Here is a 22154-nt window from a genome sequence, read left to right on the forward strand (position 1 = left end):
CGGACCGTGGACAGTCCGTTGGACGTCCACGGTCCGGGTCGGGGCGGTGCGCTCAGAGCGCGGCGCGCAGCACCGCGGCGGTCGCGACGGCGGCGGTGACCGCCTCGTGGCCCTTGTCCTCCGCGGAGCCGGGCAGGCCGGCGCGGTCGAGCGCCTGCTCCTCGTTGTCGCAGGTCAGCACGCCGAAGCCGACCGGGACGCCGGTGTCGACGCTCACCTGGGTGAGGCCGGCGGTGGCCGCCTGGCAGACGTAGTCGAAGTGCGGGGTGCCGCCGCGGATCACCACGCCGAGGGCGACGACCGCGTCGTAGCCGTGGTCGGCGAGGCGCTTGGCGGCGACCGGCAGCTCGAAGGTGCCGGGGACGCGCAGCACGGTCGGCTCGGTGACGCCCAGTTCCTTGAGCGCCCGGTGGGCGCCGTCCAGCAGGCCGTTCATCACAACGTCGTGCCACTGGGCGGCGACGACGGCGACCTTGAGGTCGGCGGCGCCGTCGATGGTCAGCTCGGGGGCTCCGTGGCCGCTCATGCTCGTTCTTCCTGTCCGTCGTCATGGGGTGCGTGGTACGTGGGGTGTGGTGCGTGGGGCGTGGGCGCGGTGCGTGGGGCGCGGGGTGGGTTCAGGAGTCGAGGCCGGGCAGGTCGTGGCCCATCCGGTCGCGCTTGGTGCGCAGGTAGCGCAGGTTGTGCTCACCCGGCGCGATCTCGACCGCTTCGCGCCCCTTGACCTTGAGGCCGTGCTCGGTGAGCGCGGTGAGCTTCTCCGGGTTGTTGGTGAGCAGGGTGAGCGAGCGGACGCCGAGGTCCACCAGCATCTGCGCCGCGATGCTGTAGTCGCGGGCGTCGGCCGGCAGGCCGAGGTCGAGGTTGGCGTCGACGGTGTCGCGCCCCTGCTCCTGGAGTTCGTAGGCGCGCAGCTTGTGGGCCAGGCCGATCCCCCGGCCCTCGTGGCCGCGCAGGTAGAGCACCACTCCGCGGCCGGACTCGGCGACCTTGTGCAGCGAGGCCTCCAGCTGGGGGCCGCAGTCGCAGCGCAGCGAGCCGAAGACGTCGCCGGTCAGGCACTCGGAGTGGACCCGGACCACGACGTCCTCGCCCTCGGGCAGCCGGCCGTCGGCGCCGAGGCCGCCGGCCACCAGCGCGATGTGCTCGACGCCGTCGATGGTGCCCTGGTAGCCGACCGCGGTGAACTCGCCGTGGACGGTGGGCAGGGCGGTCACGGCGGCCCGGTCGACGTGCAGTTCGGTGCGGCGGCGGTAGGCGATCAGGTCCTCGATGGAGATGATCGCGAGGCCGTGCTCGCGGGCGAAGGCGACCAGCTCGGGCAGCCGGGCCATGGTGCCGTCGTCGTTGACCACCTCGGCGATCGCACCGGCCGGCGGCAGCCCTGCGAGCCGGGCCAGGTCGACGGCGGCCTCGGTGTGGCCGGGGCGCACCAGCACGCCGCCCTCGACCGCGCGCAGCGGGAACACGTGCCCGGGGCGGGTGAGGTCGCCGGGCTCGGTGCCGGGCGAGGACAGCAGCCGGACGGTGCGGGCGCGGTCGGCGGCGGAGATGCCGGTGTCGACCCCCTCCCGGGCGTCCACCGAGACGGTGTACGCGGTGCCCTTGCGGTCCTCGTTGACCTGGGTCATCGGCGGCAGCTTGAGCCGGTCCAGCTCCTCGCCGGTCAGCGGGGCGCAGATCACGCCGGAGCTGTAGCGGATGGTGAAGGCCATCAGCTCCGGGGTGGCGGCGGAGGCGGCGAAGACGATGTCGCCCTCGTTCTCGCGGTCCTCGTCGTCGACCACGATCACGGCGCGGCCGAGGGCGATGTCGGCGATCGCGCGCTCGACCGGGTCGAGGACGAGTTCGGGTGCCACCTCGCGGTCGCGGTCGGCGGTGTGGTTCTCGGTCATACCGTGGCTCCCTGCGGGACGTTGGCGGAGTTGACGCGCGGCTCACGGCTGCTCAGCCACCACGAGCGCAGGCCGAGCAGCACCAGGACGAAGTAGATCGAGTAGGTGAGGCCGGAGAAGGGGTAGCCGTTGTTGAAGGCGAGCGGGACGCCGACCACGTCGACGGCGATCCAGGCGAACCAGAACTCCAGCCAGCCACGGGCCTGGGCGACCATCGCGGCCAGCGTGCCGACGAAGATGTAGGCGTCCGACCAGGGGCTCCAGGACAGGCTGGGGTGGGCCGTGAACAGCCAGGCCAGCGCGACGGTGCCGGCCGCGGTGCCGACCACCAGGGCGGCCCGCTCGGGCCAGGTGGCGAACCGGACGGCGATCGTGCCGGTGTCCCGGCGGCCCCGCTGCCACTGGGCCCAGCCCCAGGCGGCGGCGACGAGCACGATCAGCTGCTTGCCGATCAGGCCGGGAACGTGGCCCCCGAGGTAGGCGGCGATCAGCACGGCGCCGGACAGGAGTTGGAGCGGCCAGCTCCAGACCGAGCGGCGCCAGCCGAAGGCCAGCCCGGCCAGGCCGAGCAGGTTGCCGAACATGTCGGCCCACTTCACGTGCTCGCCGAAGACGGTGAACGCTTCTCCGCTGAGCCAGTTCACTTGGACTCTCCGGCGATCGTCGGGGGAAGGGTGCGGGAGTCGAGCAGTCGCTCGACGTACTTGGCGAGCACGTCCACTTCGAGGTTGACGCTCTCGCCGACGGCCTTGGCGCCGAGCGAGGTCAGCGCGAGGGTCGTGGGGATGAGGCTGACGGTGAAGCTGTCCCGGGCGGCCTCCACCACGGTGAGGCTGACGCCGTCGACCGTGATCGAGCCCTTCTCCACCAGGTAGCGGGAGATGGTGCCGGGCAGCGAGAAGCGCAGCACCTCCCAGCGCAGGTCGCCAGCCGCGTCGCGCTCGCCGGGCTCGCGGCCCAACAGCGTGCCGGTGGCGTCGACATGGCCCTGGACGAGGTGGCCGCCGAGCCGGTCGCCGAGCGCCATGGCGCGCTCCAGGTTGACCCGGGAGCCGGGCTTCAACTCGCCGAGGCTGGAGCGGTGCAGCGTCTCGGCCATCACGTCGGCGCTGAACTCGCCCGTATTGGCCGCCAGTTGGTCCGGGCTGTCGACGACGGTCAGGCAGACGCCGTTGACCGCGATGGAGTCGCCGTGCCGCGCACCCGTACAGACCACCGGGCCGCGCAGGCGGATTCGCGAGGAGTCGCCGATCTCCTCGATCGACACGACCTCGCCGAGCTCTTCGATGATGCCGGTGAACACCCGGGTTCTCCTCGCGCTTGGGGGCGCGGACTCCGGGGCGACATGGGAGATGACACGGACGGGCAACGGCGCGCGAGCCGACGGCACGACCCGTTGCCGGGATGCCGAGGCCGCCGGGAGATCGCTCGCCCGGCCCGGGAGACACCTCTCCCGCCGTTCACCTGGCCGCGGTCCACCGGGGGACCACGGATACTGCTCTTCGTCCGCCCGCGCACGCCTCCCATCCGGACTTTAACCGTCGGTCCAGGAATTTCACCTGGTCAACCGGCCGCTGGCTGCGGACGGGTCGCGGACTGTAACCGCCGGTTCGGATTTTCACCGACCCCGGAGTGCGCTGAACGTCACTGCTGTTGGGGTCATTCTGCCACGACGCGCGCAAGGCCAGGGAGAGCCTTCCGCTGTGGCCTGTTTCACGCGGATGCGGGGAATGTGCGGCCGGGTGGTAGGTGACGCCCGCAACGTGGCGGTCACCTACGGAGGGTGGCGAGCACGTACGGAGGGTAGTGAACGCGGCCGGAGCGCGGCGGGTGCGGTCAGAGCGTGGCGGGTGCGGCGATCGACGTGAAGTGGGTGACCACCGGCGGGTGCGCGAGGTAGCACAGCTCGCCCTCCGACCAGACCGGCCGGATCCGCCACATCGGCCCCGCGTACCCGCGCAGGGCCGCCTCGTCGCGCCAGCGGCTCACCACGAGCACCCGGTGTCCGTCCTCGGTCACCGAGCGCAGCAGTTCGCCGCCCAGGCAACCGTCGGTCCGCCCGAGCTGCGGGATCACCTGGGTTGTCAGCAGCACACAGAATTCCTCGATGCGACCGGCCAGGACCTGCCCGGCCCAGATCCTCACGATCACGACCACCACCTCCGAGCGGAGCGCCTGGCCCCATTATCAGCGTAAAACCGCTGGTGGGGAGGGGTGGCGGGGAAGCTTTACCGAGGGGTGCACCGCCCGGCGGCCAGGCGCTCCGGGAAGGGGCTCGGCTAGATTTCCGGTATGACCAGCACACCGGAATCTGTCATTGCGTCAACCACCGCTCCGGACATGCCGGGCAGCCTGTTCGCCGCCCTCAGCACAGGGGCGCTGACCGACCAGGCGCAGCTGCGCGAGATCTACGAGCAGCCCGGCGAGCACGCGCGCCGCAAGCAGGTCGACCACCTGCACGAGGTCGCGCGGCGGCTGATCGCCTGCTCCTCGCTGGTGTTCGTGGCGAGCTCGGACGCCGCCGGGCGCTGCGACGTCTCCCCGCGCGGCGGGCCGGCCGGGGTGGTCTCCGTCCTCGACGAGCACACCCTGGCCATCCCGGACGCCACCGGCAACAAGCGGTTGGACACCCTGCACAACATCCTGGAGAACGGCCGGGTCGGGCTGCTCTTCGTCGTCCCGGGCCGGGACACCACGCTGCGGGTCAACGGGCGGGCCTGCATCTCCACCGACCCGGAGCTGCTGCGACAGCTGACCGCCGTCGGCAAGCCCCCGCGCAGCGCGATCGTGGTGGCCGTCGAGGAGGTGTACGCGCACTGCCCGAAGGCCTTCCTGCGCGGCTCGGCGTGGAAGCCGGAGAACTGGCCGGCCAAGGACGCGCAGCCGACCTCGGCCGAGATCACCCTCTCGCACCTGCGGGACGAGTCGCTGACCGTCGAGATGATCGAGCAGACCGAGCGGGAGGCGCTGCTCTACCGCTACGAGTGACGACCGCGGCGCGCTCGGCACTCGGTGCTCGGTGCTCGGCGTGCTCAGGCGGCCCTGGGCACGTCCACCACCGGCGCGTCGCTGGCCGCCCGCTGGACGGCCTCGACGCCCTTGTGGGCGGCCTCCTTGCTGGAGTAGCCCTGGCCGGTGGCGACGATCTCGCCGTTGCCCGCCTTGAGCCGGAACCGGTACTTGCCGCCGGCGTCCTCGTAGACCTCGAACTTGCCCGCCATCGGGCCACCTCCTCGTACGGCGCGCGGCGCGCCTCTGGTCGACCCCCTCCAGCACCGTGCGCCCCCCGACCGGGCGGCCGCACCTGCTCGGCGGCCGGACGGGTGACGCCCCGCAACCGCGCGATCGCGGAGGTGCCGGGGCGGCCGCCGGTGGTTTGAATGGACGGATGGACTGCGTCTTCTGCGCGGTGGTGGCGGGCGAGGAGCCCGCGCACCGGGTGCTGGACGACGAGGCGGCGGTGGCCTTCCTGGACCGGCGGCCGCTGTTCCCCGGCCACGTGCTGGTCGTCCCGCGCGCCCACCGCCGCACCCTGGCGGACCTGCCGGCCGCCGAGGTGGGGCCGTTCTTCCTCCAGGTGCAGCGGGTGGCCGCCGCGGTGGAGCGCGGATTGGGGGCGGCGGGCAGCTTCGTGGCGGCGAACAACCGGATCAGCCAGTCGGTGCCGCACCTGCACGTCCACGTGGTGCCGCGCAATCCGAAGGACGGGCTGCGCGGCTTCTTCTGGCCGCGGGGGAAGTACCCGGACGAGGCGGGGGCGGCGGAGGTCGCGGCCCGGCTGCGGGCGGCACTCGGCGGCTGAAGGGGCGGCTCGGGGGCTGAGGGGACGGCTCGGGGACTGAGGGGGCGCTTGGGGGCCGGGTGGGGCGCTCGGAGGCCGAGAGGGCTCGTGGGGGCTCCGGGGGGCGTGCGCGCCGCATTTGTGAGCCGGTTTCACCCACTCTCTTGACAGGTATAGAACACTCCGCTTGAGTCGCCTTCACGGCCCCGCACCGGCCCACACCCCGGTCGGCCGCCTCCCCTGGCGCACCCCCGCACGGGACCCGGCTCCCCTGCCCCGCTCAAGTCCCTGTCACGACGACGTGCGGCCCCCACCGCACAAGGGGTGATGACGTGTCAATGAAACGCCTGCTCGCGCTGCTCTCCGCCGTGGTCACGGCGCTGGCGGTCGCGGTGCTCCTCCCCGCCTCCGCCAGCGCCGCCGCCTGCGGCACGCCGTGGAGCGCGGCCACCGCCTACACCGGCGGCGCGGCCGTCTCGTACAACGGGCACAACTGGAACGCCAAGTGGTGGACCCAGAACGAGCCCCCGAGCACCGGCGGCACCGGGGTCTGGGCCGACCAGGGCTCCTGCGGCGGGTCCACCGACCCGACGCCGACCCCGACGTCCGGCACCTGCAACTACCCCGCCTGGGTCGCCGGCCGCGCCTACGTCGCCGGCGACATCGTCCGGTACACCAACGGCGGCTACTACCGCGCCACCCACGACAACCCGGGCTACGACCCGGTCATCAGCACCTGGTACTGGGAGCCGTACGGCTGCGGCTCGACCCAGCCGCCCAACCCGGGCGGATTCCCGGTCAGCCAGGCCCAGTTCGACCAGATGTTCCCGGGCCGGAACTCCTTCTACACCTATCAGGGCCTGCTCGACGCGCTCGGCGCCTACCCCGGCTTCGCGGCCACCGGCAGCGACACCGTGCGCCGGCAGGAGGCCGCCGCGTTCCTCGCCAACGTCAGCCACGAGACCGGCGGACTGGTGTACGTGGTCGAGCAGAACACCGCCAACTACCCGCACTACTGCGACACCTCGCAGCCGTACGGGTGCCCGGCCGGGCAGGCCGCCTACTACGGGCGCGGGCCGATCCAGCTGAGCTGGAACTTCAACTACAAGGCCGCCGGCGACGCGCTCGGCATCGACCTGCTGAACAATCCGAACCTGGTGCAGACCGACCCGGCGGTGGCCTGGAAGACCGGCCTCTGGTACTGGAACACCCAGAACGGGCCGGGCACCATGACCGCGCACAACGCCATGGTCAACGGGTACGGCTTCGGTGAGACGATCCGCAGCATCAACGGCTCGCTGGAGTGCAACGGCAACAACACCGCCCAGATGCAGCACCGGATCAGCCTGTACCAGAGCTTCGTCCAGATCCTCGGCACCGTCCCCGGGGGCAACCTGAGCTGCTGACGGCTCGCCCCCGCCCCACCACGCGCCCCACTACGCCCGGACCGGTCATCACACCGTGGTGCCCGTACGCTGCCGAGCGTAGCGGGGCGTACTCATGTGGGGGCGTCCTCCTGCGGGAGCAGCGGAGGCTGGCTGAAATCGTCGTTCCGGCGGACGACTTCGCAGGTCGCGGCCCCCTACGCTCAAGGCATGAACGAACTCGCCAGCCTCGTGCAGCAGACCGCCGACCGGCTCGCAGGCCAGCACGTCGGTGCGGTGGTCGCCGGGCTGGCCGGCGGCGCCGTGGAGATCCGCGGCGCCGGGCGGACCGGTCCGGGCGGCGCCGTGCCCGGGCCGCACACCCTGTTCGAAGTCGGTTCCGTCACCAAGGTGTTCACCTCGCTCGCCCTCGCGCGGCTGGTGCTCGCCGACTCCGGCGGGGCCGCCACCGGGCTCGACGAACCGCTCGCCGACGTGCTCGCCGACGTACGGCCCGGCGGTGTCGCCGTCCCGGCCAGGGGCGGGCAGCCGATCACCCTGCGGCACCTCGCCACCCACACCTCCGGGCTCCCCCGGCTGCCCCGGGGCCTGCTGGCGACGGCACTGCTCAATCCCAACAAGCCCGATCCGTACGCCCGTTGCAGCACCGAGTACGTCCTCGCCGGGCTGGCCAGGACGAGACTGCGGGCCAGACCCGGGCGTGGCTTCCGCTACTCCAACCTCGGCGCCGGGCTGCTCGGCCTGGCCCTAGCCCACCGGGCCGGCACCGGCTACGAGGAGCTGGTGGCGCGTGAGATATGCGAGCCGCTGGGACTGGTGGACACCCACGTGCGCTCGGGCCGGGAGCAGTCCGGGCGGCTGGCGCACGGGCACACCTCCGGCGGGCGGCCCGTGCCGTACTGGGACTTCGCGGACGTCCCCGGTATGGGCGGGCTCCGGTCGACCGCCTCCGACCTGGCGATACTCCTGCGGGCCCAGCTGGCCGCCGACCGCGAGCCGGACGCGCCGCTGGCGCCCGCGATCACCCTCACCCGGGCGGCCCGGCACCGGGTCAACCCGTTCGCCTGGATGCACCTGGGGTGGCTCGGCCACCGCCTGCACACCCAGCAGGGCGGCCACCTGCAGATCTGGCACAACGGCGGCACGGGCGGGTTCCGCTCCTTCGTGGCCTTCGATCCGGAGAAGCAGGTGGGGGTGGCGGTGCTGGTCAACACCCGCCGCTCCGCCGATCCGGCCGGGACGGCCCTGCTGCGCACCCTGCAGAACGAGTACGCGACGGCGAGCTGAGGCCGGGGCGAGGCGGTGAGCGGGCCCGGCGGCGGACCGGGTGCGGCCGTCGGCGGAGTGAGGTGGAGGATGGGGTGAGTTCGTTTCAGGGCCAAGAGGTACGAATTGGCCCTGTTCGAGGGCGCGGCGGTCGGTCGATGCTGAGGATCTGACAGTCGTGGTTCCGGTTGTGGTGTTCGCTCAGCGGGAGGTGGCCGAGGTGGCGGTGGTGTGGCCCTTGTCGCGGGCTCGGTCGGTCGCGGACGGCGACGGGCGGCTCGGCCGGGCGGTGCGGGTGTACCGGCGGTTCCGGCCGCTGCCGTGGCGGACGCGGGCCTGGCTGGACGCGGCGGCGGCCGCCGTCGCCGGGGCGGCCTGGTTGGCGAGCGGGGAGTGGTGGCCCGCGCCCGTGGTGGCCGCGGCGGCGATCACGGCCGCGAGCGGGTACGGGCGGCTGCGGCCGGCGCCGGGCCTGCGGGCCGTCCGGGTGCACGAGCGCGGGCTGGTGCTGGTCGGGGCGGACGGCGCGGAGCGGCCCCTGCCGTGGAGTGCGGTGGAGGCCACCGAGTACTCCCCCGGCGGGCGGCACGGGGTGGGCGAGCAGGGCCGGATCTGGCTGGTCGGCGCGGACGAGCCGCTGGCACTGGCGCAGCTGCGGCGGCTGGACGAGCTGTTCCGGGAGCTCGATGAGCGGCTCCGCCCGACCCTCCGGGCCGCGCTGCACGAGGCGTTGCGCACGGAGGGCGGCGTCCGGTTCGCCCGGGGACGGCTGACGCTGACGGCCGGCGGGCTGGTGCACCGGCCGCCGCACCCGCTCGCCGCGACGGAGGCATTCCGGTGGGCGGAGGTGCAGTCCGCGCGGGCCTCGGATCTCGGGGAGCTGGAGATCCGGACGCACTCGGCCGGCCTGCCGCTCACCCTCCCGGTGCCGAACGCCGGTGCGGCGGCGGCCTTCGTCGAGGAGGTCCGGGCCCGGAGCCTCTGACCGGCGGACGATTCGAGGGTTGGATTCCCGAACCCACTGCTCTGCGGTGAGTTCGGCTCCTCAACCGACCCCGGCCTGGTCCGGCCTGGCCCGGCCGGCGTCCATTCGGCCGACCCCTAAGGGTCCCTGCCTGCACATCCCGGAAGGGATCTCTACGCCGCTGAGTGGACGTCAACTTCCGCCCCCCGGCCTACCGTCCCTCACATGGACCGACTTCGCACCACCGCCGCCGCGGCAGCCCTGCTGCTCGCCCTGCCGCTGTCCGTCGCCGCCGCCGCGCCGGCCCTGGCCGCTCCCGCCGCCCCGGCGAACGCCTCCACCTCCGCCTCCGCTCCCGCCCCGACCGCCGTCCACGTCGACCTGCCGCGCCCGACCGGCCCGTACGCGGTCGGGCAGGAGATCCTGCACCTGGTGGACCAGGACCGCCCGGATCCGTGGGTCCCCTCCGCCGGTCCGCGCCAGCTGATGGTGTCGATGTACTACCCCGCGAAGGCCGGGACGGGCAGCGCGGCCCCGTACATGACCCCTGCGGCCGCCCGGATGCTGCTGGACGGGAAGCTCCCGGGCAACACCATCCCGACCGAGACGGTCACCGGCACCCGGACCTGGGCGAAGTCCGACGCGCGCCCGCAGGGCGGCCACTTCCCGATGGTGGTGCTGTCGCCGGGGTTCACCATGCCGCGGGCCTCGCTGAGCAGCCTCGCCGAGAACCTGACCAGCCGCGGGTACGTCGTCGCGCTGATCGACCACACCTACGAGAACACCGGGACGACGTTCCCCGACGGGCAGACCCTCCCGTGCCTGCTGTGCAACAAGCTGACGACCCCGGAGTCCTGGGCGGCCGTGGACAACAGCCGGGCGAAGGACGTCTCCTTCGTCATCGACCAGCTGACCGCCCGCCCCCACCCGGCCTGGCGCTACGCCCGCATGATCGACCGCGACCGGATCGGGATGGCCGGGCACTCGGCCGGCGGCGCCTCGACCGTCCCGTCCCTGCTCACCGACGACCGGATCCGGGCCGGGGTGGACCTGGACGGCACCATGGACGTCACCGTCCCCACCTCCGGGATCGGCGGCAAGCCCTTCCTGATGATCGGCCACCCGCTGCCCGACGGCGCCGAGGACAGCAGTTGGACGGAGAGCTGGCCGCACCTGGACGGCTGGAAGCGCTGGTTGACCTTCGCCGGCTCCAACCACGGCACCTTCACCGACTTCCCGCTGTTCTTCGAGAAGCTCAACCTGCCCCAGCCTCCCGGCACCACGATGTCGGGCGAGCGGGGCGTGGAGCTCACCCGCTCGTACGTGGCGGCCTTCTTCGACCTCCAGCTGAAGGGCGTGCAGCAGCCGCTCCTCGACGGGCCGACCGCCGCCAATCCGGAGGTGACGTTCCAGCCGTAACCGGGACGTGGTGGGCGCGGCCGTCGGCAGCCCGCCGGCGGCCGCGCCGCCGTTCGCTACGCGGCCGCCGCCGAGGCGATCGGTTCGAGCAGCCGGTGCGGGCGGACCAGGGAGCGGGAGACCGGGTCGTCCCGGTGCGTGCCGCCGCGGGCGGGGTTGGGGCGCATCGCGATCCCGGCCGGCGGGACGGGTGCGCCGCCGCACCGCGGGCAGACGCCGACGACGTCCAGGTCGGTGCCGCAGACGGCGTGCGCGAACAGGTGGTGCGGGCCGCCCGCGGTCGCGTGCCGGCCGCCCCAGCGGCTCAACTGGTAGAGCGGCCCCCACAGTTCGAGGCCGGTCCCGGTGAGCAGGTAGCCGTGGCGCAGCGGCGCCTGCTGGTACGGCTCCTTGCGCAGCACCCCGGCCGCGACCAGGGCGTTGAGGCGGGCGGTGAGGACGGCGCGGGGGATGCCGAGGTGGGCGAGGAAGTCGTTGAAGCGCTGCACTCCGTAGAAGGCGTCGCGGAGGATCAGCAGGCTCCAGCGTTCGCCGACCACCTCCAGGGCGCGGGCCAGTGCGCAGTCCTGCTGTTCATAGTCGGTTCCCAGCGCCATGCGGGTCAGCCTAGTCCACCCGGGCAGCGGGTTCAATGAACAGACCAATGGTGGTAGCGTGCCGATCGAGACGAAGGTTCATTCACCAGACCTAAGGTCCGCGCTCCGGAGGGAACACCCCATGTCCCCCGCACCACCCGGCTCCTCCCCCGTCACCGCGCCCGTCACCACGCCCGCCCGGCCCGGCGCCACCCTGGCCGCCACCGCGGCCGCGACCGCGCTGGTCACCGTCGCCTACACCGCCCCCACCGCCTCGCTCGCCGCCACCGCCCAGGCCGCGCACCTCGGGGCCACCGGCCGGACCTGGATCCTCACCGGCACCCTGGTCGGCATCTCCGCCCTGCTGCTCACCGCCGGAAGCGCCGCCGACGACCACGGCCGCAAGCGGGTCTTCACCTTCGGCGTGCTGCTGTTCGCGGCCGCCGAGGCGCTGGCCGCGCTGGCCCCCGGCGGCGCCGTCTACCTGGCCGCCCGGGTGCTGCTCGGCGTCGCCTCGGCCGCCGTCCTGGCACCCGCGCTCGGCCTGATCAGCCACGCCCACCCGCCCGGACCGGGCCGGATCCGGGCCCTCGGGGTCTGGGGCGCCGCCGTCGGCCTCGGCATCGCCGTCGGCCCGGTGTACGGCGCGCTGGTCGGGCAGTGGGCCGGCTGGCGCGCGGTCAGCGGCGGGATCGCGGTCGTCTCGGCCGCCGTGGCGGCGTACTCGGCCGCCGTCCTCACCGAGTCCCGGGCCGAACGGCCACGCGCCCTCGATCCGTACGGGGTGCTGACGCTGGCCGCCGGGACGTCCTGCCTGATCGCCGGGCTGGCCGAGGGGCGCGGCGGCTGGGGGCGGCCGGTGGTCGTCGCGCTGCTGGCCCTCGGCGTGCTGCTGCTGGCGCTGTTCGGGCTGGTCGAGGCGAAGACCCGGGAGCCGATGCTGGACCTCGCGCTGTTCCGCAGCCCCGGCTTCGTCGCCGCCACCGTCGGGGCACTGTTCACCGGGCTCTCGCTGGTCGGCTTCATGAGCTACCTGCCGACCCTGCTCCAGGGCGTCCTGGGCCTGTCCGGCCTGGCCGCGGGCGGGGTGCTGGCGCTCTGGTCGGGCCTGTCGGTGCTGTCCGCGCTCCAGGCGCGGCGGCTGGCGGCGCACCTGTCGGCCACCGCGCAGGTCGCCGTCGGACTCGCGGTCTGCGGCCTCGGCGAGGCGGGCCTGTACGGGCTGGCGCCCGGCTCCGGCTGGCTGCGGCTGGCGCCGGGTCTGGCGGTGGCGGGCGTCGGCAGCGGGGTGCTCAACGCGGCGCTGGCCCGGCTGGCCGTCAGCAGCGTCCCGGCGCACCGGGCGGCCATGGGCTCGGGTGCCAACAACACCTCCCGGTACCTGGGCTCGGCGCTCGGCGTCGCGGTCACCGTGGCCGTCGCGGGCTCGGCCCGACCGGGCGGCCCCGGCCCGGAGGCCGCCGCCCGCGCCCTGGCGGCGGGCACCGACCGGGCCGTCCTGGTCGCCGCCGCCCTGTGCCTCGTCGGCGCGCTGCTCGCCCTGGCCGCCCGCACCGCCGAAGTCCGGGGCGCCGAAGCCCGCACCGCCGAAGCCCGGGGCGGCTGCGCCCCGGAGGCCGCCCCGGCCGGCGAGCGGGTCGCGACCCGGTGAGGAGCACGGGAAGTCGGCCCGGCCGACTTCGCGCGCTCGACCGCCGCCGGCGCAGCCGGTGCCGCCGGAAGCCCGGCGAGTCCTTCCCGGAGCGCCCGCTGCCGCACCGGTGAGCCCGCTACGGTGAGCGGCCCGCCGGGGCCGCGTGCGAAGATGGCAGGGCTGGTGGGGACGATCTCCGGACGGTTCTCTGGCCATGGTGAACGACAACGAACACCACCAGGGCGAGCCGCAACAGGACGCCCTGCTGATGGTGCCGATCGCGACGGCGCTGATCGAGGCCGACGGCCGGATCCTGCACTGGAGCGGCGACGCGGAGGCACTGCTCGGCTACTCCCCGGGGCAGGCGGTCGGGGCCAGGGCCGCCAAGTTGCTGACCTCCGAGGAGCAGCGGCCCGAGGTGCTGGAGCTGTTCCAGCAGATCCTGAACGGTCGGCCCTGGTCCGGCGTGTTCCCGGTCCGGCACCGGGACGGGCACCTGGTGAACCTGGAGTTCCGCACCTATCCGATCACCGGGCCGGACGGCCGCACGCTGGTGCTGGCCGTCGCCTCCGACGTGACCACGCTGCGCCGGATCCAGGCGGACCTGGCGGTGCTCGACGGCTTCTTCACCCAGTCCCCCGTGGGCATGGGCGTCTTCGACCCCGAGCTGCGGTTCGTCCGGCTGAACGAGGCACTGGCCCGGGCCAACGGCCTGCCCGTCGAGGAGCAGCTCGGCCACCGGCTCACCGAGGTGCTGCCCGGGATCAACGGCGCCGAGGCCGAGGCGGTGATGCGGCGGGTACTGGAGAGCGGCGAACCGGTGGTGGACACCCGCTCGCACGGCCGCACCCCGGGCGACCCGCAGCGCGACCACGCGTGGTCCGCCTCGTACTTCCGGTTGGAGGAACCCGGCGGCCGGGTGCTCGGCGTGAGTTCCACCGTCATCGACGTCACCGAGCGGTTCCGCGCCGAGGCCCGGGCGGCGCGCGCCCAGGAACGGCTGGCCCTGCTGGTCGACGCGACCGCCTCCATCGGCACCACGCTCGACCTGCGGCAGACCGCCCGGGAGCTGGCCGACACGATGGTGCCCAGGGTCGCCGACATCAGCGGGGTGTTCGCGCTGGAGGTGCTGGTGGCCGGGCGGAACGTCGAACCGCCCGACCCGGACGCGCCGCAGCTGGTCCGCCGACTGGCCCTGGCCACCACCGACCCGCTGTACCCGGCCGAGTCACTGCCGGTGGAATCGCTGTACGAGCTGACCCCGGACTCGCCGTACGCCCGGGCGCTGGCCACCGGGCGGACGGTGGTGGTGCCGTCCTGGGAGCTGCCGCTGCTGAGCGAGGCCATCACCGAGAGCCACCGCCGGGCCTACCTCGGCGACCGGCCGCGCTCGGTGCGGATCACCCCGCTGGTCGCGCGCGGCACCACGCTCGGCATGGTGGTGTACTCGCGGCGCGGCGACCGGGAGTCGTTCGCCGAGGCCGACATCACCCTCGGCGACGAGCTGGCCTCGCGGGCCGCCGTCGCGATCGACAACGCCCGGCTGTACCTGCGCCAGCACCAGACCGTCCTGGCCCGGCAGCAGGCGCTGCGCGAGGCGAAGGCCGCCCAGGAGCGGCTGGCGCTGGTCAACGTGGCCTCCGCCCGGATCGGCACCACCCTCGATCTCGCCCAGACCGCGCAGGAGTTGGCCGAGGTGGCGACGCCCAGGCTGGCCGACTCCGTGGTGGTGGAGGTGCTGGAGGACCTGGTCCGCGGCGAGCGCGAGGCCCGCGCCCCGGAGGACGGTTCGGCGCTGCTGCGGCGGATGGCCTTCCACTCGGTGCCCGGCTCGACGTTGCGGCCGGTCGCCCGGCTCGGCGGGGTGCACCGCTTCGCACCCGGCACGCCGTACGCGTGGAGCCTGGCACACCGCAAGCCGGTCTTGGTGCCGCGGATGGACGCGGAGGGGCTGGCCTGGTTCGCCGACGACCCGGTGCGCGCCGCGGCGGTGCGGGAGCAGAACGTCCACTCCTTCATGGTCGTCCCGCTGATCGCGCGCGGCACCGCGGTCGGCGTCGCGGGCTTCTACCGCACCCTGGTGGAGCGCCCGTACGAGGAGGACGACATGGCGCTGGCCGGCGAGTTGGCGGTGCGGGCCGCCGTGTCGATCGACAACGCGCTGCTGTTCACCCGCGAGCGCGACGCGGCCGCCGCCCGGCAGCGGGCGCTGGACGCGGCCCGGGCCGCGCAGCAGCGGCTGTCACTGCTCAACGAGGCCAGCACCCGGATCGGCACCACCCTCGATCTGCACCGCACCGCCCAGGAGTTGGTGGAGATGGTGATCCCGCGCTTCGCCGACTTCGTCACCGTGGACCTGCGCGACGCGGTGCTCGGCGGCGAGGAGCCCGGCCCCGTCCCGGAGAACGAGTCGATACTGATGCGGGCGGTGGCGGTCGGCGAAACGGCTCAGGACGGCACCATGACGGCGGCCTCCGACCAGGTCGGCGAGACCTCGCAGTCCGCCCAGCTGTACGCGCAGAGCCTGCGCACCCGGCGCTCGATCCTGGTCTCCGAGGTGACCGAGGAGGAGATGCGCCGGATCGCCGCCTCGCCCGACCGGGTCCAGCCGGGGCTGGCCGCCGGGGTGCACTCGTACCTGATGGTGCCGCTGGTGGCGCGCGGACTCGTACTGGGCGGAGCAGAGTTCGTCCGCACCCGCAACCCGGAGCCGTTCGGCCCGGAGGACCGCTCACTGGCCGAGGAACTCGCCGCGCGCACCGCCCTCGCGATCGACAACGGCCGGCTCTACCGGCGCGAGCGGGACACCGCGCTCACCCTCCAGCGCAGCCTGCTGCCGCAGGAGATCCACCGCACGCTCGGCCTGGACCTCGCCTACCGCTACCTGCCCAGCAGCGTGGTCAGCGAGGTCGGCGGCGACTGGTTCGACGTCGTGCCGCTCTCCTCGGGGCGGGTCGCGCTGATCGTCGGCGACGTGATGGGCCACGGCATCCGGGCCGCCGCCACCATGGGCCAACTGCGCACCGTAGCCCGGACGTTGATCACCCTGGACCTGAGTCCGGAGCGCGTCCTGCACCGGCTGGACGAGGCCTCCAGCGCCCTCGGCGAGGGCCAGTTCGCCACCTGCGTCTGTGTGGTGTACGACCCGGTGGACCGCCACTGCACCGCCGCCTGCGCCGGCCACCTGCCGCCCGTCGTCGCCGATCCGCAGGGGCGGGCGCACCTCGTCGAACTGCCGCCCGGCGCACCGCTCGGCGTCGGCGGAGTCCCGTTCGAGAGCGTGGAGTTCACCCTCCCCGAGGAGGCCATCCTGGTGCTCTACACCGACGGGCTGGTCGAGCGCCGGGGCCACGACATCGACGAGGGACTGCAGCTGCTCTGTCGGACGGTCGCCGACCGGCGCCGCTCGCTGGAGCAGACCTGCGACGCCGTCCTGGCCGAACTCACCGGCCCCACCAGCGAGGACGACATCGCCGTCATCATGGCGCAGGTCCGGCCGGTCGGCGCGGACCGGATCGCCAGCCTGCCGCTCACCGGCGACCGCGCGATGGTCGCCCACTCGCGCCGCTTCACCCGCGAGACGCTGGCCGCCTGGGGCCTCGAAGCGCTCGCCGACTGGGCCGAACTGCTCACCAGCGAGCTGATCACCAACGCCCTGGTGCACGCCGGATCCCCCACCCAGCTGCGGCTGTTCTGCAACCGGGCGCTCACCGTCGAGGTCGCCGACCAGGAGAGCGAGACGCCCCGGATCCGGCGCGCCCGCGCCGAGGACGAGGGCGGGCGCGGCATCCACCTGGTCAACGAGCTCGCGCACCGCTGGGGCAGCCGCCGCACCGGGGACGGCAAGGTGGTCTGGTTCGAGCTGGAACTGCCCCCGGGCAGCCCGTCCGAGTGATCCGGCCCGCGACCGGGTGGTGCGGCCTACGACCGGGCGGTTCGGCCCGCGACCGGGCGGTTCGGCCCGCGACCAGGTGGCACGGCCCGCGGGCTCAGTCCGGCAGGAGCAGGTTCACGTCGCCGAACTCGTGCCAGAGGTAACGGTGCTGGACGGCAGCCCGGTAGCACTCGGCGAGCAGGGGCCGCCCGGCGACGGCGGCCAGCATCAGCAGGTGCGAGGCGCGGGGCTCGTGCCAGCCGGTGAGCAGGCCGTCGACCGCGCGCACCCCGCGCTCCGGGGTGATCACCAACTCCGTCCAGCCGTCCGCCTCCTGGACGGTGCCGTCCGGCGCGGCGGCCGACTCCAGGGCGCGCACCACCGTGGTGCCGACGGCGATCACCCGCCCGCCGCCGGCCCGCACATGGCCGACCAGGCGGGCGGTGGCCGCCGGGACGTGGAACCGCTCGGCGTACGGCGCCTCGTGCGCCTCCGGCGAGGCCACCCCGGTGTGCAGTGTGACCGGCGCGACCAGCACCCCGCGACCCGCCAGCCGGGCCACCACCTCCGCGCTGAACGGCCTTGCGGCGCTGGGCATCTCGCTGCTGCCGGGGGCGGTCGCGAAGACCGTCTGGTAGGCCTCGATCGGCCAGTCGCGGTCCACGTAGCCGTACCGGATCGCCTTGCAGTGCGCCTCCAGGTACGACAACAGCCCTGCTGGAAAGGTCAGTCGGGCGTACCAGAGCCGGGCGGTGAACGGTGCGACCAGCTCGGCCGCGCCGCCGGCGGGCAGCGCCACCCGCAGACCAGGCCGGGCCGGGGAGTCGGCCGGCGGGTAGCAGGCGGCCGCCGCACCCGACACCACCCGCCGCAACTCCACCAGGTAGGAGCCGCGTTGGTCGGGCTGGGCGGAGGACAGGTGCAGCGCGACCGCCGTACCGTCGGGCAGCCGGCCGGGCAGTGCGGCCGGCAGGGTGGCCGAGTTGTTGACCACCAGCAGGTCACCCGCGCGCAGCACCCCGGGCAGCTCGGTGAAGCGGTGGTGCTCGACGCTCCCCCGGTCGCGCCGGCCGACCAGCATCCGCACGCCGTCCCGCGCCCCGCCGCGCGCCTCCGCCGGTGCCCGGGCGGAGAGTTCGGGCGGCACGGCGACGTCGAGGCCGAGGTCCGCCAGTCCGGTCATCGCCCACCCCGGGCCGCGGCCCTCAGGTCCTCGGCGCGGTAGCGGCCGGAGGGGGCGCGGTCGTGCAGCAGTCCGAGCAGGACCGGCACCACCTCCTCGGGCAGCGGCTCGCCGGAGATGTCCTCACCGGGGCTGGCCTCCTGCAACATCCCGGTGCGCATGCTTCCCGGGTCCACCGCCCACACCCGCAACTCCGGCTCCTCGCGGGCGAGTACGGCGGTGGCGAGGTCGAGCGCCGCCTTGCTGGCGCCGTAGCCGCCCCAGCCGAGATAGGGCACGACGGCGGCGTCCGAACTGATGTTGAGCACGGCCCCGGCGTGGGCGCGCAGCTGCGGCAGGACGAGCTGGGTGAGGGCGATCGGGGCGAGCACGTTGACCTCGAAGGTCTCCAGCAGGTCCGGCAGCGGGAAGTCGGCCAGCCGGGGCAGCGGTTCGGCGCCGGGCGCGGTGGCGCCGTTGAGCGTACCGGCGTTGTTGACCAGCAGGCTCGCGCCGCCGAGCCCGTCGGCGGCCGCGGTCAGGTGGGCGCGGTGGTCGTCGTCGACGATGGAACCGGGGAGGGCGACGACCTTGGTGACGGCGGCCAGGGCCGCCTCGGCGGCGGCGAGTCCGGCCGCGCCGCGGGCGCTGATCACCAGCTGCCAGCCGTCGGCGGCGAGGGCCCGGGCGAGCGCCAGGCCGAGCCCCCGGGAGGCGCCGGTGACCACGGCGACGGGGGCGGGGGCGGGGGCGGTGTGCTGTGCTGCGTCCATGCCCCCACCCTCGCCCCGCAGGGGGCGGCGGCGGATCGGCCACCGGAACCGGGACCCGGTCGTCCGTTGGGCCTACGGCACCTGGGTCGCCGGACCTGGGCCGGCGGCCCAGGCTTGCGGGTCCGTCCAGGCGGCGAGGGCGCGGCGGGTGTCGAAGCGGTGCTCCCGGCCGGTCAGCGGGTCGGTGAACTCGACCACCGAGGCGAGGAGTTGGAGCGGGCGGCGGAAGTCGTCCGGGGCCGGTTCGGGCAGCACCACCGGATACACCGGGTCGCCGAGGATCGGCACGCCGAGGCCGCACATGTGCAGCCGCAGCTGGTGGGTGCGCCCGCTCAGCGGCCGCAGCCGGTAGCGGGCCAGGCCGTCGCGGCGTTCCAGCAGGTCGATCCGGCTCTCGCTGTTCGGCGGCGCGTCGAGCTCCCGGGCCGCGATCACCCCGCGCTCCTTGAGGATGTGGCTGCGCACGGTGCGCGGCAGGTCCAGCGCCGGGTCGTACGGGGCGATCGCCTGGTACTCCTTGCGCACCAGCCGGTCGCTGAACAGCGTCTGGTAGGCGCCGCGCTCCTCGGGCCGCACCACGAACATGGCCAGGCCCGCGGTGAGCCGGTCGAGCCGGTGCGCGGGGCTCAGGGCGGGCAGGTCGAGACTGTGCCGCAGCCGGGACAGCGCCGTCTCGACGACGTGCCGGCCGCGCGGGGTGGTGGCCAGGAAGTGCGGCTTGTCGACGACGACCAGGTGTTCGTCGCGGTGCAGCACCTCCAGTTCGAACGGGACGTGGACCTCCTCGGGGAGGTCCCGGTAGAACCACAGGTGCGCGCCGGGCCGGAACGGCTCGTCCGGGGCGACCGGGCCGTGCTCACCGACGATCTCGCGGCCGCTCAACGCCGCGTCGATCCGCGCGGCGGCCACGGCCGGCAGCCGCTCGACCAGGTAGGCGCGGACGGTCGGCCAGGGGCCCTCGGGCGGCAGCCGCAGGTGCACCGGGTCCACACCGTGGCGCTGCGGGAGGGGGGAGGCCGGGCGGCGGCTCTTGCGTCTCATCTCCCGGCCAGCGTAGTCCGCCCGCTGGGGCGGCCTCGGCCGAGGCCCCCGAGGTGCCGCTCACGGGGAGTGCGGAGCACAGTGGACGGTAGGTCGCCAATCCGCCGGGAGCAGCCGGGAGGACGTGTGAGCGCAGACGGCCCGGGCGGTGTGCCGCCGCTGCACCTGCCGCGGCGCACCCGGATGCTGCTGGTCGGCGCCTTCGGGCTGCTGGTCGCCGCCGTGGTGGCCGACCTGGTGACCGGGCCGGGGACGACCCTCTCCCCCGTACTGGCCGTCGCGCCGGTCCTGGCCGGGGCGACCACCCGCAGCGCCCGGGTACCGCTGGCCGCCGGGGGCATCGCCGTCGTGGCGGTCGGGCTGCTGGAGACCACCAACACCGAACTGCCGGCCGAGGTGCACATCACCGCGCTGATCACGGTGCTCGCGGCGACCCTGGCCAGCGCCGCCAACGTCGTCCTGGTCTCGGCCCGGGAGCGGGAGCTGTTCCACGTCCGGACGGTCGCCGAGGCGGCGCAGCGGGCCCTGCTGCGCCCGCCGCCGGAACGGATCGGGCGGCTGCGCACCGCGGTGCGCTACGTCGCGGCGGCGGCCGAGGCACGCATCGGCGGGGACCTGTACGCGGTGGTCGACACCCGCTACGGCGCCCGGATCCTGCTCGGGGACGTGCAGGGGCACGGGCTTCCGGCGGTGGAGACGGCGGCGGACGTGCTGGGGGTGTTCCGCGAGGCGGCCCGGACGGAGCCCGATCTCGGGCGGCTGGCCGAGCGGCTGGACGCGGCGCTCGCCGCCCGACCGGGCGAGGGGCGCTTCGCCACCGCGCTGCTGCTGACCGTGCCCGCGGAGCGGGGGCCGGTCGGCGTGGTCAACTGCGGGCACCCGCCCCCGCTGCTGCGCCGCGCGGGCCGGGTGCACGCGCTGACGCCGCCGTACGCCGCGCCGCCGCTCGGGCTGCTGGGGCTGACCGGTGACGGCTATCCGACGGGCCGCTTCGAGCCGCTGCCGGGGGACCTGCTGCTCCTGTACACCGACGGCATCACCGAGGCCCGCAACGCCGAGGGGCGGTTCTACCCGCTGGAGGAGCGGCTGCCGGGGCTGCCCACGGGGAGCCCGGCGGACCTGCTGGAGGACCTGCTCGCGGACGTCGACGGCTGGGTCGGCGACGCCGGGCTGACGGACGACGCGGCGCTGCTGGCGCTCCGCTGGGAGCACTGACGGGCGGACGAGCAGGCCGGCGGGTCGGCGGGAGCAGTGACGGCCCGGCCGATTGTCAGAGCCGTGTGCAAGGCTTCGCACACGGTCGGTGAGGGGCCGGCCGGGTGACGATCGTCGGGAGGAGAGCACCATGGGGTCCAAGGCCAGCGGGTCGTTCGAGCTGACCAGCTTCGAACCGGTGGAGACGGAGGAGCGCGAGGGTGCGGCCTTCGGGCGGGTCCGGATCTCCAAGAACTTCACGGGCGGGCTGAGCGGCACCAGCGAGGTGCGGATGCTCTCCGTCGCGGGCCCCTCGGGCGGCCCGGCGTCGTACGTCGCGGTGGAGCACGTGACGGGCGAACTGGACGGGCGGATGGGCTCGTTCGTGCTCCAGCACGCGGCGTGGGACACCGGCGGGACGACCATACGCGTGGTGCCGGGCACCGGGTCGGGCGAGCTGGCCGGGCTCACCGGCGAGTTCCGCCTGACCGTCGACGCGGCCGGCACCCACACCTACGTCCTGGAGTACGACCTGGGCTGATCACCTGGTCTCCCCCGCGCGCCGCGTGCCGCACGCACCGGGCTGCCGTCCGCGCTGCCACGATGATGCGATCAGTGCACGATCGACATCGGAGGGTGGCGCATGCCCGGTACGACGATGGCGGCGGACGGCACGCCGGTCGCGGTGCTGGCCGCGAATACGGTCGCGGCGCCAGTCACGGCTCACGTCACGGCGCCGGTCACGGTCGAGGAGGTGGTCGGTCGGCTGCGGGAGATCGGGGCGGGTCTGCCCCCGGCGGACGGGGTGGCGGTCTTCAACCGGCTCTACCTCACCGTCACGGAGGCCGTCCGCGACCGGCTCGGCGGCTCGTACTTCGCCGATCCAGCGGCGATGGCCGAACTGGACACGATGTTCGCCGGGCGCTACCTGCTGGCCGTGGCCGCCGACACGGCCGGGCAGGAGCCGCCCGCCTGCTGGCGGCCGCTGTTCGCGCTGCGCGCCCACCCGGGGGTGCACCCGCTGCAGTTCGCGCTGGCCGGGGAGAAAATCCGTTAACACCAGACTACCCGCGATCGTGCGCCCCGGGGGGGGGGGCGCGGGGGGGCGGGGCGGCGCGGGGCGCGCCCCCCCGCCCGGCGCGGCGGGGGGGCGCCGGCGCGCGCGCCGGGGCCGCGGCAAGGGAGCGGCTCG

Annotated in this window: 20 protein-coding genes, 1 pseudogene and 1 riboswitch; of the genes and pseudogenes, 11 read left to right on the top strand and 10 right to left on the bottom strand. The window is 74.5% G+C overall.

What is annotated here, in order from left to right; all coding sequences use genetic code 11:
• Positions 1-52: 52 nt before the first annotated feature.
• The 5 genes from ribH to ACFV6I_RS09050 all read right to left on the bottom strand — a co-directional run bounded on the left by ribH (position 53) and on the right by ACFV6I_RS09050 (position 4046).
• Positions 53-526 (bottom strand): 6,7-dimethyl-8-ribityllumazine synthase, encoded by a 474-nt coding sequence (gene ribH, locus ACFV6I_RS09030; RefSeq protein ID WP_063346473.1) that lies wholly within the window; start codon positions 524-526, stop codon positions 53-55.
• Between the two features lie 91 nt (positions 527-617).
• On the bottom strand, positions 618-1895 hold the full coding sequence (locus ACFV6I_RS09035) for a bifunctional 3,4-dihydroxy-2-butanone-4-phosphate synthase/GTP cyclohydrolase II (RefSeq protein ID WP_380424032.1): 1278 nt from the start codon (positions 1893-1895) through the stop codon (positions 618-620).
• On the bottom strand, positions 1892-2479 hold the full coding sequence (locus ACFV6I_RS09040; protein WP_380424052.1) for a nicotinamide riboside transporter PnuC: 588 nt from the start codon (positions 2477-2479) through the stop codon (positions 1892-1894). Before ACFV6I_RS09040 ends, ACFV6I_RS09035 begins: the two co-directional genes overlap by 4 nt.
• 56 nt (positions 2480-2535) lie before the next feature.
• Positions 2536-3198, bottom strand: coding sequence for a riboflavin synthase (locus ACFV6I_RS09045; protein WP_380424033.1), 663 nt, complete (start codon positions 3196-3198; stop codon positions 2536-2538).
• A gap of 208 nt (positions 3199-3406) precedes the next feature.
• A riboswitch (FMN riboswitch) is annotated at positions 3407-3534 on the bottom strand.
• A 197-nt stretch (positions 3535-3731) separates the two neighbouring features.
• The gene (locus ACFV6I_RS09050; RefSeq protein WP_159398348.1) at positions 3732-4046 is read right to left on the bottom strand and encodes an antibiotic biosynthesis monooxygenase; all 315 of its coding nucleotides are present in this window, start codon (positions 4044-4046) and stop codon (positions 3732-3734) included.
• Positions 4047-4187: 141 nt separating this feature from the next.
• Here ACFV6I_RS09050 and ACFV6I_RS09055 point away from each other — a divergent pair, with 141 nt between their 5' ends.
• The gene (locus ACFV6I_RS09055) at positions 4188-4883 is read left to right on the top strand and encodes an MSMEG_1061 family FMN-dependent PPOX-type flavoprotein (RefSeq protein WP_380343448.1); all 696 of its coding nucleotides are present in this window, start codon (positions 4188-4190) and stop codon (positions 4881-4883) included.
• Between the two features lie 44 nt (positions 4884-4927).
• Here the strand turns inward: ACFV6I_RS09055 and ACFV6I_RS09060 are convergent, their stop codons facing one another.
• Positions 4928-5116: a YegP family protein gene (locus tag ACFV6I_RS09060; RefSeq protein WP_380424034.1), complete on the bottom strand. Its 189-nt coding sequence runs from the start codon at positions 5114-5116 to the stop codon at positions 4928-4930.
• Positions 5117-5283: 167 nt separating this feature from the next.
• Here ACFV6I_RS09060 and ACFV6I_RS09065 point away from each other — a divergent pair, with 167 nt between their 5' ends.
• From ACFV6I_RS09065 to ACFV6I_RS09085, 5 genes are all read left to right on the top strand, one after another.
• Entirely contained in the window at positions 5284-5697 is a 414-nt protein-coding gene (locus ACFV6I_RS09065) for an HIT family protein (RefSeq protein ID WP_363369713.1), read from the top strand.
• Positions 5698-6014: 317 nt separating this feature from the next.
• Entirely contained in the window at positions 6015-7082 is a 1068-nt protein-coding gene (locus tag ACFV6I_RS09070; protein WP_063346481.1) for a glycoside hydrolase family 19 protein, read from the top strand.
• Between the two features lie 189 nt (positions 7083-7271).
• Complete coding sequence (locus ACFV6I_RS09075) at positions 7272-8348, top strand: serine hydrolase domain-containing protein (RefSeq protein WP_380424035.1); 1077 nt, start codon at positions 7272-7274, stop codon at positions 8346-8348.
• Between the two features lie 157 nt (positions 8349-8505).
• A complete protein-coding gene (locus ACFV6I_RS09080; RefSeq protein ID WP_380424036.1) occupies positions 8506-9312 on the top strand; it encodes a hypothetical protein in 807 nt (268 codons plus the stop codon).
• 204 nt (positions 9313-9516) lie between these two features.
• Positions 9517-10710, top strand: a complete 1194-nt coding sequence (locus ACFV6I_RS09085) for an alpha/beta hydrolase family protein (protein WP_380424037.1) — start codon at positions 9517-9519, stop codon at positions 10708-10710.
• Between the two features lie 56 nt (positions 10711-10766).
• Here the strand turns inward: ACFV6I_RS09085 and ACFV6I_RS09090 are convergent, their stop codons facing one another.
• On the bottom strand, positions 10767-11306 hold the full coding sequence (locus ACFV6I_RS09090) for a winged helix-turn-helix transcriptional regulator (RefSeq protein WP_380376542.1): 540 nt from the start codon (positions 11304-11306) through the stop codon (positions 10767-10769).
• Positions 11307-11427: 121 nt separating this feature from the next.
• Between ACFV6I_RS09090 and ACFV6I_RS09095 the strand changes: the two genes are divergently transcribed.
• Complete coding sequence (locus tag ACFV6I_RS09095; protein ID WP_380424038.1) at positions 11428-12936, top strand: MFS transporter; 1509 nt, start codon at positions 11428-11430, stop codon at positions 12934-12936.
• 196 nt (positions 12937-13132) lie between these two features.
• Positions 13133-16813, top strand: a complete 3681-nt coding sequence (locus tag ACFV6I_RS09100) for a SpoIIE family protein phosphatase (RefSeq protein WP_380424039.1) — start codon at positions 13133-13135, stop codon at positions 16811-16813.
• Positions 16814-16907: 94 nt separating this feature from the next.
• Here ACFV6I_RS09100 and ACFV6I_RS09105 read toward each other — a convergent pair whose 3' ends face one another.
• The 3 genes from ACFV6I_RS09105 to ACFV6I_RS09115 all read right to left on the bottom strand — a co-directional run bounded on the left by ACFV6I_RS09105 (position 16908) and on the right by ACFV6I_RS09115 (position 19768).
• Complete coding sequence (locus ACFV6I_RS09105; protein WP_380424040.1) at positions 16908-17975, bottom strand: S-adenosylmethionine:tRNA ribosyltransferase-isomerase; 1068 nt, start codon at positions 17973-17975, stop codon at positions 16908-16910.
• On the bottom strand, positions 17972-18727 hold the full coding sequence (locus ACFV6I_RS09110) for an SDR family NAD(P)-dependent oxidoreductase (RefSeq protein WP_380424041.1): 756 nt from the start codon (positions 18725-18727) through the stop codon (positions 17972-17974). Before ACFV6I_RS09110 ends, ACFV6I_RS09105 begins: the two co-directional genes overlap by 4 nt.
• A 72-nt stretch (positions 18728-18799) precedes the next feature.
• On the bottom strand, positions 18800-19768 hold the full coding sequence (locus ACFV6I_RS09115) for a pseudouridine synthase (protein ID WP_380424042.1): 969 nt from the start codon (positions 19766-19768) through the stop codon (positions 18800-18802).
• A gap of 126 nt (positions 19769-19894) precedes the next feature.
• Between ACFV6I_RS09115 and ACFV6I_RS09120 the strand changes: the two genes are divergently transcribed.
• From ACFV6I_RS09120 to ACFV6I_RS09130, 3 genes and pseudogenes are all read left to right on the top strand, one after another.
• Positions 19895-20983 carry a PP2C family protein-serine/threonine phosphatase gene (locus ACFV6I_RS09120; protein ID WP_380424043.1) on the top strand — a complete coding sequence of 363 codons (1089 nt, stop codon included), beginning with the start codon at positions 19895-19897 and terminating at the stop codon, positions 20981-20983.
• 130 nt (positions 20984-21113) lie between these two features.
• Complete coding sequence (locus tag ACFV6I_RS09125; protein WP_380424044.1) at positions 21114-21503, top strand: DUF3224 domain-containing protein; 390 nt, start codon at positions 21114-21116, stop codon at positions 21501-21503.
• Between the two features lie 117 nt (positions 21504-21620).
• Positions 21621-22004: pseudogene (locus ACFV6I_RS09130) on the top strand (DUF5995 family protein); the annotation flags it as partial.
• Positions 22005-22154 lie beyond the last annotated feature (150 nt).

Source organism: Kitasatospora sp. NPDC059803, assembly GCF_042732255.1.
GTDB lineage: Bacteria > Actinomycetota > Actinomycetes > Streptomycetales > Streptomycetaceae > Kitasatospora.